The following is a 15,582-nucleotide window of genomic DNA, read 5'->3' on the forward strand; positions in this document are numbered from 1 at the left end:
CTTTTGATTATCCGTTGTGCCTTTTAGACGAAAAATTGCAGTTGAAACTCCAAAACATTTCATTAATCAAACATAATTGTGTAAGGTAAAAAACCAAATACCCTGCGGTTTGTTATTCATTCACATAAATTAAGGAGATTACGACCATGGCAAATAACGCAAAAGATAAATTAAACAGTACTACCGAAAGCACAGATGTAAACAATGAAAACTTGTCTTACGATGAAACAAAAGACAGTTATGAATTGGACGTAAAAGGCCGCGACAAAGATTATGACCACCCAATGGGTTATGAAACTGTGGCTGCTGGTGCTAAAGATGATGATTCTACGTATGATGAAGCAAATCCTTACGTAGGTGATGAATATGCGAAAGATGAAGATATTGCCAGTGACGAGCTTGAAGAGCTCGGCATGCATGTAGATAACGGCGAAAGTGTTAAAATAAATGCTGAAGATGAATTTCTGGCACGCACACCAGAAGACAACCGAGATGACCTTGATGAAGAAGGTTATCCGAAAAATGATGCACCCGAAAAATAGCCAGTGTATCCGTCGGGATGACGGCGTTGGCAAAAACAATCATAAATGGAAAGCAGGATGATGCAAAGAAAGCGTTATCCTGCTTTTTTTATAAGCGGGAAGTTATTTCCGAGGCCCAGAACTTTCTGTTGTTCAAGACAAATTTTTCGACATACCCATCTCTGAATTTTAGTTTTAATCCATTCGGAATAATTTTGAACGTGCTGTAAAATTCAACAGATTGAATTTGCGAAAAATGCACAATCAAACTTTCTTGCTGTATATTTAATTTATGCGCTGTAAAAGCTAACCGATCTTCAAGCAACAAAAGTTTTCCGCCGATAGCTTCAAAATTCTTAATCCGATTGGCCAATCCTGCATAGATTATTTTTTCGTTTTGTGCAATTACTGTAGCGTCTTTCGCCAGTGTGCGCAGTTGCCATCGTAAAAAAACAAAAATAAACAAGCCAAAAATAAACCCCGCCAGTGGCGCAAGCAAAATGGCATGAGCAAAATCATATTTTACAGCTTGATAAACCCCAAAAATAATGGAAAACACCAGTGCAGAAAACAAGGTGTTTTTAAGTGTCGTTTTGGTTTCTGAGTTCATTTAGTTATGGATTTATATCCAAATTAAATCTTTTCCTCAGTTCTTCCAATTTCGGATTTTTATTAACGAGATAATCGTATTTCTCGCGGTTCCCGTAAAGCCTGTTTTCAATTTTACGTTCCATGATTTTATAAACTACCTCTACGCCAAAGTTTCTAAGTTCAAAACGCAGAAAGTTCATGAGCTCTACAGATTCTTGCTGAACCAACTGTTCTTGCGTTTTACTTTCTACAGAAATTTCAATCACCTCAGGTTTCAAAAGTGTTGGTGCAAAATTATTCAGAATCGTAAAGAGATTAATTTTATCATTTGCTTTAAGTTTTTGGGTAAATGCGCTCCAAACTTCAAGCAAACGGTCATACGTAAATTGTTCGCGTGCTTCGCCTGTTACCACTTTTGGTTCGTTATCGGCATCGCCATTGGCCACACGTTCCAAATCATTAAGTGACGGAATTAACGTACTCGCAGCTTTCGATTTCGGAATATTAATGCTGATTGAAGTTGCCGACGGCATGCTTGTCGCTTTTCTTTCTTCAACAGGTTTTGCCGCAGGAGTCGCAACAGCCGCTACCGGAGCTGCAACTGCAGGAATTTCTACTGGTAAAGGTTTAGAAACTAAGGTTTGATTTTGCGGATTTTCCGCTACGACATTAGTTTTTTTTTTATCCTGATCTTGATCAGTTGCTTTGTTATTGGTGTTTAAAGGTTGTTGGGCGAGATTGACGACCGACCGTATATGACACATTTTTATTAAAGCAAGCTCAACCTGTAAACGTTGGTTTTTTGAATTTTTATAATTCAAATCACAGCTATTTGCCAGATTTAAAGCCGTTAACAGAAAAGAGAGTTCTGTTTGCCTGCACTGCTCCAGGTATTTTTGTTTAATATTTTCACTTACCTCAAGCAACTTAATTGTGGCGCCGTCTTTTCCTACCAAAAGGTTACGGAAGTGTGTAGACAAACCATTTATAAAGTTATTGCCATCAAAACCGTTGTTCAGGATTTCATCAAACAAGAGTAAAGTCTGACTTACATCTCCGGCTGTAAGAAAGCTGGTTAATTTAAAGAAGTAATCGTAATCCAGAATATTCAGGTTATCGATTACAGCTTTATAAGTGATATTTTTATTGGCATAACTGGCAATCTGATCGAACATGGAAAGCGCATCGCGCAAACCACCATCTGCTTTTTGGGCAATGATGTGTAATCCGTCAGTTTCAAAAGCAATGCTTTCGCGCTGCGCAATTGTGGCAAGATGATTGGAAATGTCATCAACCTGGATTCTATTAAAATCAAAAATCTGACATCTGGATAAAATCGTTGGCAGAATTTTATGCTTTTCTGTGGTTGCAAGAATGAAAATTGCATAAGAAGGCGGTTCTTCAAGCGTTTTCAAAAATGCATTAAATGCACTTTGAGAAAGCATATGAACCTCATCAATAATGTAAATTTTAAACTTTCCTGCTTGTGGCGGTATCCGAACTTGTTCAATTAAACTTCTGATATCATCAACAGAGTTGTTAGATGCAGCATCAAGCTCATGAACATTAAAAGAATGGCCGTTTTGAAAAGACTGGCAATTTTCACACTGTCCGCAGGCTTCCATATCTGCTGTAGGATTGGTGCAATTAATGGTTTTTGCAAGTATCCGTGCACAGGTTGTTTTCCCAACGCCACGCGGACCGCAAAATAAAAATGCCTGAGCAAGCTGATTATTTTTGATGGCATTTTTTAGCGTACCTGTAATATGCTGTTGCCCAACAACGGTTTCAAACGTAGCGGGACGATATTTACGGGCAGAAACGATAAAATTTTCCATCGGCACGAAAATAGGAATTTTTTACCTGTTGTAGGGTTCAAAAAATGTAATGTTGAAAAGTTGATACCGCTTTTGGGGATAAATTGAAGTACTCAGTTATTGAACTTCGTTATGGACATCCTGAATTTTAACGGCGTTACGTTCATTTTACTTTTAAAAAGCTTACTGAAAGATTGCGGATGTTCAAAACCCAAACCGTATGCAATTTCATTGACGGTAAGCGAAGTAGAACTTAGTGCATCTTTTGCTTTTTCAATGAGTTTATGGTGAATGTGTTGCTGTGTATTCAATCCGGTCAAAGTCCGCAGCATATCACTAAGATAATTGGACGAAACATTCAATTGTTCTGAAAGATAGGCAACGGATGGCAAGCCAATTTGACCTGGCTGATCGGAACTGAAATAACTTTCCAGTAAATCTTCCAGCTTGGTTAACAAATCGCTATGCGCAGTTTTTCTGGTCAAAAATTGCCTGTGGTAAAAACGGTTTGCATAGTTGAGCAGTAAGTCCAAATGTGAAACCAACACATCCTGACTAAAAAGATCGATCGACGTGTTGTATTCCAATTCTATATTAGACAGCAAGGATTCTAATATCGCTTCCTCCTGTTCGGATAGATGTAGTGCCTCGTTAACTGCATAAGAGAAAAACCCATAATCCTTTATTTTCTTACCTAAGGGATAATTGCGGATCAGATCTGGATGAAAAAACAGTGTCCAGCCATTACAATCGGTTTCGCCTTCATCTTCTGTGGCAATCACTTGTCCGGGCGCAACAAAAGTTAGTGTTCCTTCATCAAAATCATAGTAATTTTTTCCGTAGCGCATTTTGCCTTTGAAGTCTTTTTTTGCCGAAATCACATAGAAATTGACAATTGAACCTTTCCAAAGATCTTTCGGAATCTGCGGAATCCCGGCGTGTTGAAGCAAACAGATTTGTGGATGATGTGGCTTAGGCAATTCAAAAATCCGCAACCATTCTGAAATGGAATTGACAACAGAAGGGAGTGTATGTTTTTTCATGTCGGATAAAAATAAACAATTGCCGCCACAACTTTTGGCGGCGGCAATTGAAATATTGGATTACTTATCGATCATAGTTAAGCTTACTTCATCATAGCGATCGCCTGTAGAAAGACCCAGAGGCACAATACTTTCTAAAAGTTCCATTTCCTCGTTCGTTAACACTACATCAGAAGCGGCAATATTTTCTTCAATGTATTTAACGCGTTTAGTTCCGGGAATTGGAATCGTGCCTTTTGCGATTACCCAGGCAATAGCCAGTTGAGCTGCACTGATATTTTTAAGCTTCGCGATTTTCTGAATTTCTTCTATCAGCAAAAGGTTTTTCCTAAAATTTTCGCCCTGAAAACGCGGGATACTTCTGCGGAAATCATCAGCTGGAAAATCGGCTTCACTGTTAATTTCACCGTTCAGGAAACCACGACTTAATGGCGAATAGGAGACAAATCCGATACCCATATCGTGCATTAATTGTAAAAAACCATTTTCTTCAACCGTGCGTTCAAAAAGAGAATACTCGGTTTGCACAGCTGAAATTGGATGCACTTGGTGTGCTTTTTTCAACGTTTCGGCAGATACCTCTGAAAGCCCAAGATATTTTACCTTGCCTTCTATTACCAAATCGGCCATTGCGCCAACAGTATCTTCGATTGGTGTTTCAGGATCTTTGCGGTGTAAATAATACAAATCTATATAGTCTGTACCAAGGTTTTTAAGAGAACGTTCTACTGCTTTACGCACATATTCTGGCCTGCCGTTAATTTTCCAGGTCATTTGCGCGTTATCGTCAATTTCAAATCCGAATTTGGTAGCGATGGTGTATTTTTCACGATTGCCTTTAATTGCTTTGGCCACCAATCTTTCATTGACTAGAGGACCGTACAAATCTGCCGTATCTAAAAAATTGTAACCGAGTTCAACCGAGCGGTGAATGGTGGCAATGGATTCTTCTTCGTTAGATTTACCATAAATATCTGCTCCGGCGATCTGGCTCATCCCCATACAACCCAAACCTTGTTTGGGCACTTGTAATCCTTGGCTACCCAGATTTATTTTTTCTATGCTTTTCATACTTAATGTTTAAATGTTACTCAACAAAAGTGCAGCAAGGAAGCGAAAAAAAAGTAGCCAAAACCACGGATGTACAAGCCAAAATGAGTAATCTATCGGATAACATTTACGCATCCGACAGATTATTTATAACTATGTTAGGTGCTGATGTAAATCCCCTACTCTTTCGCAGCCCACCTGATCCATTACTTGTTTCAATTGAGTTTTAAGCATGCCGATAGTATGATTTCCGCCTTGTGCGCCCAAAGCGCCAACGCCATACATAAATGTTCGGCCTAAAAAAGTAAAATCTGCTCCGGCAGCTATAGTTGAGGCAATATCCGGACCTGTACGAATACCGCTATCCATCATAACAGTCATCTTATCACGAAATTTAGGCGCAATTTCAATTAGTGGTTTAATGGCAGACTGTCCAGAATCGAGTTGTCTTCCGCCATGATTAGAAACGATTATTCCATCTAAACCTAAGTTTAATGCCAATTGCGCATCTTCTTCTGTAGCCACACCTTTAATTACCAATTTGCCTTTCCATTTATCTCTGATGGCAGAAATGCGGTCAGCATTTAATCGGCCGGAAAAAGTCCTGTTCATATACAAACCCAATTGCTTCATATTTAAACCTTTGGGCATGTATTTTTTCATTGTTTCAAAAGCTGGCTGTCCATGAAATAAAGTGCGTAATGCCCATTCTGGTCTGCCCATAATCTGAAGCATATTCCTAACAGACATTTTTGGTGGCATAGCCAATCCATTTCGTATATCGCGTGGGCGGAAACCAAAACTTGGTACATCACAAAGTATCACCAAAACCTTACACCCAGAAGTTTCTGCACGGTTTAAAATATCATCTTTAATTTCTTTTTCTGCCGGATGATACAATTGGTACCAGGCATTTCCTTCTGTAATTTCCATAATCCGTTCAATTGATGATGTACTTACTGTACTCAAAATATAAGGGATATTGTGTTCAAAAGCAGCTTTAGCCAAAATCTCTGGCGCATTTGGCCAAATTAAACCTTGCAAACCCACTGGAGCAATTCCGAACGGTGCATCATAAGTATGACCGAACAATTCAGTTTTCAGGTTGGCTTCTTTAAAATCGCGTATATAAAAAGGCAAAAGTTCTAAAGCCCGGATATCTGCAGTATTGCGCAGCAGGTTTACATCTTCATTACATCCTCCATCCAGGTATTCGAAGGCAAAACGGGGAACTTTACTTTTAGCTTTGTTTCTTAAATCATCTACCGACGGAAAATCGGCATTATAGGTCCAGCTCATATTTATATCAGTTTTTTAATTTACATACTACGTTGAATAGCCGAATAATATTTCAACTGTATGATATCACTTGGAGCGGGATTGTCATTCCAGGCATCATTTATCGCCAGTGCAGTTCCTATTGCGGTTGCCTGCGAAACAGATGAAGCATAAACTTCTATATCGGGGATGGAGATTGCTAATATATGCATATAAATTTCATTTCTTCCAAATCCGCCATCGACAAAAATCCTTCTTACACCTTCATTTAAAACCAGTTTAAGCGAATAGATTTGCTGTTTGACCAAATCGAATATCAATTGGTGATAGGCTTCTTCTGCAGTTTGAAATAAATTAAGATCGCGGTTACCAAATAAAGACTTTTCGGCAAAAACATCTTGCGGCCATTGATTTTCGGGAATTTTATTGGCGAGTTTAAGAATCATCCCCGCATTAAATTTCAGATGTTTGAACAGGTACGCTGCGCGATTAAAATGTTCAGCAATTCTTTTCAACTGCACTTCATGTTCATAACCCGCGAAAATCCGGGAGGCTTTCACGGCTTTTCCCTTAAAATGCATATAACAAAGACAATCCTGCTTAAGTTCTTCTTCCGTTAAAATCTCCTGATTAAAGGGATTTAAACTGATGCACCACGTTCCGGTAGAAAGCAATACAAAAGGATTAGCAAAATTTGCCAGATAAGGAATAAGCGCTGCGGAACTATCGTGCAACCCCACTCCTACTTTGATCTCATGACCTTCGAATTCAATTTTTGAGCTAGAATCTGCAGGTGTAAAAGTGCCTAATTTCTCCAGAATCCCTTCTTTAGAAACCCATTTATGGTAATCATTTCGGGCAAAATCCCAAAGTTGTGTATGGCAACCAATACTGGTAATATCTGCAACAGCTTTACCTGAAATCAAATAACTCAGGTATTGAGGCAAATGAAGTGCGTATTTAACTTTCGCAAAAACCTCTGGTCTTTCCTTTTTGAGGCGATACAATTGCATTCCGGAATTCAAACTGCCCAACACTGGCGAAGCCGTTTCTACAGAAACCGTTCCTTCGCCACCATATTTGGCATAAAATTCCTGTTTTAGTTCTTCTGGATAATCTTTCAGATAATTGTATAAAGGTGTAAGCGGCGTTCCGTGTTCATCCAGGTACACAAAACTTGCACCATAAGTAGAAAAATTTACGGCGCGAATGTCGTACTGTTTCAGTTCTAAAACCTGATGAAGCGAATCAAAAACCGATGAACGCAGGCTTTCCAGATTTTCACAGGGTTCGCCGTCTTCATCTTTGGTTTCTACAAAACGTGCAGATCGTTCATAAACAATATTGTACTGTTCATCAATCAAGAATAATTTTTTATTGGTTTTGCCAACATCAAATATCGCAGCTACTGCTTTTTGCATGTTTTTCCTCCTTTACAATCCTGTGGCTACGGTTGCTTTGCCGCGTGCGTCAATTAAATTTTTACGCACATCAATTGATCGGTAAAGTTGTATTGGCGAGATGGCCGCACCGGCACGAAGTCTGGCTTCGGCTACTAAAGGACGTAAATCGCTTCTGAAAGTATGTTGGAGAATTTCCTGTGCAGCCGCTACATCATTATTCTGTTGCGCATTTTCCAGCGCTTTTCTATCTACCAATAAAGCCTGCGCGTAAGCAATCATAATGGCCTCTACAGATTGCAGTAAATCTTCTAACGGATCTTTCACATTATGAGAAGCATCAATCATCCAACCCAAATCGCGCGTATGGTTCATGCCTTTTGCATCCATTCCGCCAACAAGCTCATTGAAAATTAAAAATAACTGATAAGGTTTTATACTTCCGGCAGTTAAATCGTCATCGCCATATTTCGAATCATTAAAATGGAAACCGCCCAGTTTGCCTTCCATAAGTAAAAGCGAAACAATCTGTTCGATATTTGCATTGGGCAAATGGTGGCCCAAATCTACCAGTGTATACGCTTTTTCGCCTAATTTATTGGCGAATAACAGCGATTGCCCCCAATCGCCAACTGTAGTTGAATAGAAGTTGGGTTCAAATGCTTTATACTCTACAAAAATCTTCCAATCTGCAGGTAGTGCAGAATAGATTTCCTGTAAACTCTCTAAAGTATTTTCAAAGGCTTTACGGAAATTCAGTTGCCCGGGAAAACAAGAACCATCAGCCAACCAAACCGTTAAGGCTTTAGAACCCAATGAAACCCCTTGTTTAATCACTTCAATATTGTGTTCGATGGCTTGTTTGCGAACCGCTTTATCTACGTGTTGTAAAGAACCAAATTTATAACTCTGTGCGCTGCCGGGTTGATCTTGAAAAGTATTTGAATTCATCGCATCAAATGTCAATCCGTAACCGGAAGCGAGTTTTTTCAACTCCTCGGCATTTTGTGGAATATCCCACGGAATGTGGAGCGAAATTGCACCGCTTGCACCATTTAGCGCATGCAATAAACCTACATCTTCAATTTTTTCTTCTATGGTGCGCGGCTCTCCGCCAGAAATGGCGAAACGACCGAAACGCGTACCACCTGTACCTAAAGCCCAGCTTGGTATCGCGATTTGAAAATCTACCAGTTTTTGAATTACGTTTTCAAAGTCTACGTTAGGCCAGTCTTCTTTTAAGAAAGAAAGTTTGCGTTGTTGCGCATTGAGTAAAGTATCGTTGTGTTTCTGAATCTGGTTCTGCTCAATATTCATGAATATATTTGGTTGCACACCTTACAAACCGTAAGATGTTGGTTTAGGTAAAATTAAATTGGTAAACCTTTCGTTAATACCGAAAGGTTTACCGTAAAAAACTATCGAACGAAGGCCATGGCAACGCCACCATCTACATTCAGTACATTTCCGGTTGATTTGTTGAGCAAACCGCCAACAAAAGCAAAACATGCATTTGCAATATCATCCGGAAGGATAATCTGGTTCAATAAAGTACGTTTTGCGTAGTAAGCCGGCAATTCTGCTACTGTGATTCCATATGCTTTGGCGCGGCCTTCTGCCCATCCGCCGGCCCAGATATTGCTATCGCTGATTACCGCATCCGGATTTACAACATTTACGCGAATATTATCTGCGCCGAGTTCTGCTGCATTTAATCTGCTTAAATGAAGCTGTGCAGATTTTGCACTTCCATAACCTGCATTATTTGGTCCGCTTACCAGCGCATTCTTACTCACAATATTAATGATATCTCCGCCAATACCTTGCTTTTGCATCACAAAAGTTGCAGCCTGTGTAATAAAAAACTGGCCTTTCACTAAAACATCGTACAACAAATCCCAGTCTTTTTCGGTGTGACCTGCAATGGTTTTAGAAATAGATAAACCTGCATTATTAATTACAATATCAACACCACCAAAAGCAAGCGCCGCAGCATCAAATGCCGTTTTTATGCCTTCGGCACTGGTTACATCCAAAATTGCCGTTGTGTATGCATCTTTGCCAAATTGTGCATGAAACTCTTCGCCTGCTGCTTCCAAACGCTCGGCATTCATATCATTTAAAACCACAACGGCACCTTCTGCAACAAATTTTTTGGCAATAGCTTTACCAATTCCGCCTGCACTTCCTGTAATCAACGCAATTTTGCCTGTTAAAGGTTTTGGCTTAGGCATACGTTGAAGTTTTGCTTCTTCCAGCAACCAATATTCGATATTAAATGCTTCCTGGTGCGGAAGAGAAGTATACTCAGAAATGGCTTCGGCGCCTTTCATCACGTTGATGGCGTTGATGTAAAACTCTGCTGCAACGCGTGCCGTTTGTTTATCTTTAGAAAAAGTAAACATCCCGATACCCGGATATAAAATTACAACTGGATTGCTATCGCGAATAGCCGGACTATTATCGTGTTTACAGGTTTGATAATAGTCTTCGTACATTTTGCGGTAGGCTTCAAAAGCAGGTTGCAATTTTGCTTTCAACTCATCTGGGTTAGATAAATCTTCGCCGCTGGATAAATCCAGAACCAACGGACTAATTTTGGTGCGTAAAAAGTGATCCGGACAACTTGTTCCCATTGGCGCAAGTCGTGAGAGATCATTTGAATTGATAAACTCCAATACGCGTGCATCATCAGTAAAATGGCCAATCATGTGTTGTTTTGATGAACACAATCCGCGTAAAACCGGCGCAATTGCAGCAGCTTGTAATTTTCTCTTTTCTGCCTCTGCACTTTCAATTTTTTGTCCGCCAAAAACAGGAGCTTTTTTACCATAATTTTCATTAAGGTATTCCGAGCAGATTTCAATTACGTCAAGCGTATTTACATAACTCTCATAAGCTGTATTTCCCCAGGTAAATAAACCATGCGAACCAAGCATAATACCGCGGATGCCCGGATTTTCATCCAAACATCTTTTTAGTGTAAGCCCAAGTTCAAAACCAGGCTTTTTCCATTCTACCCAACCAATGGTACCGCCGAATAATTCTTGAGTAATTTTTTTCCCGTCTTTTGCTGCTGCAATCGCAATTGCGGCATCAGGATGTAAGTGATCGATATGAGCAAAAGGCAAAAAGCCGTGCAAAGGTGTATCAATAGATGGTGCTTTAGAACTTAAATCAAAAATGCAATGGTTAAACAATTCTACCATTTCATCTTCATGTTCTACACCGCGGTAAATATTTTGCAGACTACGTAAACGATCTACATAAAGTGCCGCCAAGCCGCTTTTTTTAAGTGTACCCAAATCGCCACCAGAACCTTTAACCCACATCACTTCAGTTTCATTTCCGGTTAAGGGATCTTTTTCCAGCAATTTACAAGAGGTGTTTCCACCGCCATAATTGGTAAGGCGTAAATCTGCACCCAATAGATTTGAGCGGTAAATAAGCAGTGCAACTTCATCTCCCTGTAGTTTTGCAGCTTCCTGCTCATCCCATAAATAACTCACGTATTTATAACTTTTGGTCTCTACTGACATTTTTGTATTTTATTTTAATGTTTAATCTTTAAGTGAATTGCCATAACCAACAATAAGAACCGAAGCGATTATGGTTAAAATGCCCACCACAATGGTGATGCTTGTTTTTCTGGAAACGCCTTTCCATTCTTTGAGTACCAAACCCCAAAGGTTAGCCACCAGAATAATAAAAGCCATGTGCAAAATCCATGAGCTGGCGCCGTTGCCCATTTTGCTTTCGCCCATTCCGTAAAAGAAAAATTGAAGAAACCAGGTTGTTCCGGCCAGCGCAGAGAAAATGTAATTTTTAAGTAGTGGAGCTTTTTGGTCGGTATAATTGCCAAAGGTTTTATTTTTTGCATTTAAAATCATGCACCAGATAAAATTTACGGTAAGTCCGCCCCAAAGCACTACAACGTAAGTAACATTATTCTGAAAAAGGAAGTTTCCGGTTTCTGATGGATTTGCCGCTTTCCAGATGGTATTTGCGGCATCGGCCATGGGTTTTCCGGCTTCTAATCCAAAATTGAAACACGCACTTAATACTCCGGAAATACAGCCCACAATTATGCCCAACCCAAATTTATATTCGGTTTTTACCTGAAGGCCGTGTGGATCGGAAATATCTTTTTTCATTTCGCGTTCCTTCATTGTTCCGGCTTTGCCGCAAATAATAATTCCTACAATACAAACCAGCAAACCAGTAAGTACCATGCGTCCCCAATCGGTTTGTAAAAACATAGAGAAGGTATCTTTTCCTTCCTGCGGAAATACATTAAAATAAATGGAAGGCAAAATAGAACCCAGCACCATACTGATACCCAGAATAATTGAACTGCCCAATGAAACGCCTAAATAGCGCACCCCCAAACCATAAGTTAAACCGCCAATACCCCAACAAATGCCAAAAAAATAAGTAATCAAAAGAATATGGCCTGGAGTAGACGAAATAATATCCATGAAGTTTGGCATGGTCAAATAAGCCGCCAACGGTGGTACGATTAACCAGGAAAACAGTCCGCCAACTATCCAATAACTCTCCCACGCCCATCCTTTAACTTTTTTATATGGAATGTAAAAGCTACCGGAAGCGAAACCGCCGATAAAGTGAAAGATGACGCCGAAAAGTGCTTGCATATCTGGTTTTATATTTGGTTTCCTAATGTAGAAATTGCTTAAAAATGAACTGTCATGTACTGTCATGGAGCCGGTGGCGAAGAGCGTGGAGCGAAAAGCCAAAAGCGGAAAGGTGAAAGGCAAAAAGCAGAAAGAGAAAGCGTGGAGCAGAGAGCTGCAAAACGAATCCCGGCAATCTTCTCTGTGCTATTTTGTGGTTTTCTCCGTGTCTAACATTGTACAAACCCTCTGCTCTCTTTACTAATAAGCAATCGCTATCTTTGGATATGAAACCTGAAGAACTGATCGATTACATTTCTATTGATGAATATTCTGCAACCCCCAAATACAAACAGCTCATCAATGCTATTTTGTACGCGATTGAAATTGGAAAAATGCAAAAAGGTTTCATGTTACCTTCCATAAATGAACTGAGTTTTACATTTGAAATCTCGAGAGATACAGCAGAAAAAGGTTATCGACATTTGAGAAAAATGGGTGTTGTAGAGTCGATTCCCGGAAAAGGATATTTTATTATTAACGCTGATTTTTCCAGAACGCTTAAAATCTGTTTGCTGTTTAATAAACTCAGTACCCATAAAAAAATAATTTATGATTCTTTTACCAGAGCCATAGGCGATCAGGCAGCAATTGATCTGTACGTATACAATAATGATTTTTCTATATTTAAGAACCTGCTAAACAGTAAAAAAGACGATTACACACATTACGTAATCATCCCGCATTTTAATGAAGGCGAAGATCGTGCACAAGAACTTATCAATTCCATCCCGCGGGAGAAACTCGTTATCCTGGATAAATTACTTCCCGAAATATCAGGTGCATATGCCGCAGTTTATGAAAATTTTGATCAAGATATTTACAATGCACTTGAACAGGCACTTGAGCCGTTGTCTAAATACCACACTCTTAAAATTATTTTTCCTCAACACAGTTATTTCCCCAAAGAAATTCTGAACGGTTTTTACCGTTTCTGCCAGCAATATGCCTTTAACCATGAAGTTGTGCACAAAACAACAGAACAGACTATTGCCACTGGCGAAGTATACATTAGCTTAATGGAAGATGATCTGGTAATGCTAATCGAAAAAATTATTGCGCTTGGTTTAGAAGTTGGAAAAGATGTAGGCGTAATTTCTTATAATGAAACGCCGTTAAAAAGGATTATTCTAAACGGAATTACCACCATATCAACAGATTTTGCGATGTTGGGCACTGCGGCTGCAAATTGTATTTTAAACAATCAGAACGAGAAAATACCAGTTCCGTTTTATTTGAACTTGCGTAAATCTCTTTAAGAAAAAAGGGAAATCCGATTAGAATTTCCCTTCATAAAGGCAATGTTATTTGTTTTGTCTGCTGTCGCTGATTCTCAAATGTTCATCTTTCGGGAACCAGGATTCATGCAAAGGATAAACATTATTCTTTTTGGCTTCCTCTTCAAAAAGAGCGCGTAGCTCGGCAAGTTTCTGTGGATATTTTGCCGAAAGATCTTTCTGTTCGTTAAAATCAGTCTGCATGTTATACAGATGCCAAACATCATTCAGATAAGATTGTCCGGGAGTATGTAACGTTGCCGCTTTCCAACCGTCTTTGTACATCGCGCGGGATGCGCCGGTTTCATAATATTGCTGGCGATGTTTGCTTTCTGCATTAGCTTGAACAATAGAATATGCAAAACTAACACCGTCAATTGGCAATTGCGGATAACCGTTGATTGCCTTTGGTACATCTGCATGTGTAAGTTCCAGTATAGTTGGCCAAATATCAATCAAATGAACATATTGTTTTCGCAATCCAGCTTCCTGAATCAACTTTGGTGCATAAAAAATCATAGGATTGTGTGTTCCTCCTTCAGAATTTGCATCGGCTTTCCAATATTTGAATGGCGTATTGCTCACCTGTGTCCAGCCAAGAGGAATGTCTCCTTTGAAATCCTTTCTGCCTATTCGGTCTATATTTTTCAAGGCAGCTTCAGCACGTTCAGTTCTACTCAGTTTATCCAAACCCAGAGGTTCGCCCGGAATGTCTTCTGTATATTTCGTTGCGCCATTATCGCCGATGATAATCATTACCACGGTATTTTCCATCTGGCCAATCTGCCCGATGAAATCCAGAATCCGGCCAACTTCGTAGTCCGTCTGACTTAAAAAACCTGCATGAGCTTCCATTGCTCTGGCCGCAACTTGTTTTTCTGCCTGTGGCAAGCTGCTCCACGCAGCAATTTTTTCGTTGCGCGCCGGCAGAGTTGTATTCTGTGGCACTACGCCAAGTGCTTTCTGCCTTTTTAAGGTTTCTGTACGGTAAACATCCCAGCCAGAATCAAATCGGCCTTTATATTTATCAATCCACTGTTTATGTACCTGCATAGGCGAATGCACTGCTCCAGGAGTTAAATACAGAAAAAATGGCTTTTTAGGATCTGCTTTTTTCTGATCGCCAATATAAGCGATAGCCTGATCTGCAAGATAAGTGTTCAGGTGTTTGCCCAGCGCTGTATCTATAGGTGCTTTAGTAATTCCTTCCCACAAAACCGGATAATACTGATCTGTTGCCGACTCATGAAAACCATAAAACCTATCGAAACCACGACCAGTTGGCCAACGGTTAAAAGGCCCCGCAGCAGAACGTTCTAAAACAGGTGTAAGATGCCATTTGCCCACAGCAAAAGTATTGTATCCGTTTTCGCGCAGCACTTCTGCAATTGTTGCTTTTTCAAACGGCATATATGCATCATAACCTGGCGCATCAAAAGCGGTTTCAGTAAAATGACCCATATGCACATTGTGATGATTGCGTCCGGTAAGTAATGCTGCGCGAGATGGTGCACACAAGGCTGTTGTATGAAAATTTGTGTATTTAAGCCCTTTTTTTGCCAACCGGTCAAAAGTTGGTGTTTCTGCAATTCCGCCAAAACTGGCCGATGTGCTATAACCCACATCATCTAACATAACAACCACAATATTCGGCGATCCGGGTTTGGATTTTTTGCTGTACGCTTGCCTGAACAATTTTGATGTCGTATCCATCAACAAAGGATCTTGCTTGTATTGCTTTTCCGGGCTGTACTGTGCAAATGCAGAAATGGAAAAAAACATGCAAATAATTGTAAAAACCGAGAGAGATGCTGGATGATTAACTTTCATATTCGGTACCTGACTTTTGATAAACAGCTTGAAAATAGGGATAATTATTTTAACCAACCGGATTTAAACCTCACCTATCAA

12 protein-coding genes are annotated in these 15,582 nt (G+C 39.8%); 2 read left to right on the top strand and 10 right to left on the bottom strand.

Annotated elements, in window-relative coordinates; genetic code table 11:
- Positions 1 to 146: 146 nt before the first annotated feature.
- The gene (locus ACJVDH_RS14365; protein WP_443944092.1) at positions 147 to 542 is read left to right on the top strand and encodes a hypothetical protein; all 396 of its coding nucleotides are present in this window, start codon (positions 147 to 149) and stop codon (positions 540 to 542) included.
- 88 nt (positions 543 to 630) lie between these two features.
- Here the strand turns inward: ACJVDH_RS14365 and ACJVDH_RS14370 are convergent, their stop codons facing one another.
- The 9 genes from ACJVDH_RS14370 to rhaT form a co-directional block, all read right to left on the bottom strand.
- On the bottom strand, positions 631 to 1,131 hold the full coding sequence (locus ACJVDH_RS14370; protein ID WP_443944093.1) for a hypothetical protein: 501 nt from the start codon (positions 1,129 to 1,131) through the stop codon (positions 631 to 633).
- Between the two features lie 4 nt (positions 1,132 to 1,135).
- Positions 1,136 to 2,950, bottom strand: a complete 1,815-nt coding sequence (locus ACJVDH_RS14375) for a DNA polymerase III subunit gamma/tau (RefSeq protein WP_443944094.1) — start codon at positions 2,948 to 2,950, stop codon at positions 1,136 to 1,138.
- A 92-nt stretch (positions 2,951 to 3,042) separates the two neighbouring features.
- A complete protein-coding gene (locus ACJVDH_RS14380) occupies positions 3,043 to 3,972 on the bottom strand; it encodes a helix-turn-helix domain-containing protein (RefSeq protein ID WP_443944095.1) in 930 nt (309 codons plus the stop codon).
- A gap of 60 nt (positions 3,973 to 4,032) precedes the next feature.
- Complete coding sequence (locus ACJVDH_RS14385; protein WP_443944096.1) at positions 4,033 to 5,043, bottom strand: aldo/keto reductase; 1,011 nt, start codon at positions 5,041 to 5,043, stop codon at positions 4,033 to 4,035.
- A 132-nt stretch (positions 5,044 to 5,175) separates the two neighbouring features.
- Positions 5,176 to 6,321, bottom strand: a complete 1,146-nt coding sequence (locus ACJVDH_RS14390; protein WP_443944097.1) for an alpha-hydroxy acid oxidase — start codon at positions 6,319 to 6,321, stop codon at positions 5,176 to 5,178.
- Positions 6,322 to 6,341: 20 nt separating this feature from the next.
- Positions 6,342 to 7,721, bottom strand: a complete 1,380-nt coding sequence (locus ACJVDH_RS14395; RefSeq protein ID WP_443944098.1) for an FGGY-family carbohydrate kinase — start codon at positions 7,719 to 7,721, stop codon at positions 6,342 to 6,344.
- Positions 7,722 to 7,733: 12 nt separating this feature from the next.
- Positions 7,734 to 9,017, bottom strand: coding sequence for a TIM barrel protein (locus ACJVDH_RS14400; RefSeq protein WP_443944099.1), 1,284 nt, complete (start codon positions 9,015 to 9,017; stop codon positions 7,734 to 7,736).
- A gap of 101 nt (positions 9,018 to 9,118) precedes the next feature.
- The gene (locus ACJVDH_RS14405; protein ID WP_443944100.1) at positions 9,119 to 11,239 is read right to left on the bottom strand and encodes a bifunctional aldolase/short-chain dehydrogenase; all 2,121 of its coding nucleotides are present in this window, start codon (positions 11,237 to 11,239) and stop codon (positions 9,119 to 9,121) included.
- Between the two features lie 21 nt (positions 11,240 to 11,260).
- On the bottom strand, positions 11,261 to 12,355 hold the full coding sequence (rhaT, locus tag ACJVDH_RS14410; protein WP_443944101.1) for an L-rhamnose/proton symporter RhaT: 1,095 nt from the start codon (positions 12,353 to 12,355) through the stop codon (positions 11,261 to 11,263).
- 266 nt (positions 12,356 to 12,621) lie between these two features.
- On the opposite strand from rhaT, the gene ACJVDH_RS14415 reads away from it, so the two are divergent.
- The gene (locus ACJVDH_RS14415; protein ID WP_443944102.1) at positions 12,622 to 13,653 is read left to right on the top strand and encodes a GntR family transcriptional regulator; all 1,032 of its coding nucleotides are present in this window, start codon (positions 12,622 to 12,624) and stop codon (positions 13,651 to 13,653) included.
- Between the two features lie 45 nt (positions 13,654 to 13,698).
- On the opposite strand, the gene ACJVDH_RS14420 is transcribed toward ACJVDH_RS14415, so the two are convergent.
- Complete coding sequence (locus tag ACJVDH_RS14420) at positions 13,699 to 15,453, bottom strand: arylsulfatase (RefSeq protein ID WP_443944103.1); 1,755 nt, start codon at positions 15,451 to 15,453, stop codon at positions 13,699 to 13,701.
- Between the last annotated feature and the right edge of the window lie 129 nt (positions 15,454 to 15,582).

The organism is Pedobacter terrestris (genome assembly GCF_052343045.1).
Classification (GTDB): domain Bacteria; phylum Bacteroidota; class Bacteroidia; order Sphingobacteriales; family Sphingobacteriaceae; genus Pedobacter.

Coding starts and splice junctions, on each gene's coding strand:
- ACJVDH_RS14395 (WP_443944098.1), bottom strand. CDS start 7,721: ATGCAAAAAGCAGTAGCTGCGATATTTGATGTTGGCAAAACCAATAAA.
- ACJVDH_RS14420 (WP_443944103.1), bottom strand. CDS start 15,453: ATGTTTTTTTCCATTTCTGCATTTGCACAGTACAGCCCGGAAAAGCAA.
- ACJVDH_RS14400 (WP_443944099.1), bottom strand. CDS start 9,017: ATGAATATTGAGCAGAACCAGATTCAGAAACACAACGATACTTTACTC.
- ACJVDH_RS14385 (WP_443944096.1), bottom strand. CDS start 5,043: ATGAAAAGCATAGAAAAAATAAATCTGGGTAGCCAAGGATTACAAGTG.
- ACJVDH_RS14370 (WP_443944093.1), bottom strand. CDS start 1,131: ATGAACTCAGAAACCAAAACGACACTTAAAAACACCTTGTTTTCTGCA.
- ACJVDH_RS14415 (WP_443944102.1), top strand. CDS start 12,622: ATGAAACCTGAAGAACTGATCGATTACATTTCTATTGATGAATATTCT.
- ACJVDH_RS14405 (WP_443944100.1), bottom strand. CDS start 11,239: ATGTCAGTAGAGACCAAAAGTTATAAATACGTGAGTTATTTATGGGAT.
- ACJVDH_RS14375 (WP_443944094.1), bottom strand. CDS start 2,950: ATGGAAAATTTTATCGTTTCTGCCCGTAAATATCGTCCCGCTACGTTT.
- ACJVDH_RS14390 (WP_443944097.1), bottom strand. CDS start 6,321: ATGAGCTGGACCTATAATGCCGATTTTCCGTCGGTAGATGATTTAAGA.
- ACJVDH_RS14365 (WP_443944092.1), top strand. CDS start 147: ATGGCAAATAACGCAAAAGATAAATTAAACAGTACTACCGAAAGCACA.
- ACJVDH_RS14380 (WP_443944095.1), bottom strand. CDS start 3,972: ATGAAAAAACATACACTCCCTTCTGTTGTCAATTCCATTTCAGAATGG.
- rhaT (WP_443944101.1), bottom strand. CDS start 12,355: ATGCAAGCACTTTTCGGCGTCATCTTTCACTTTATCGGCGGTTTCGCT.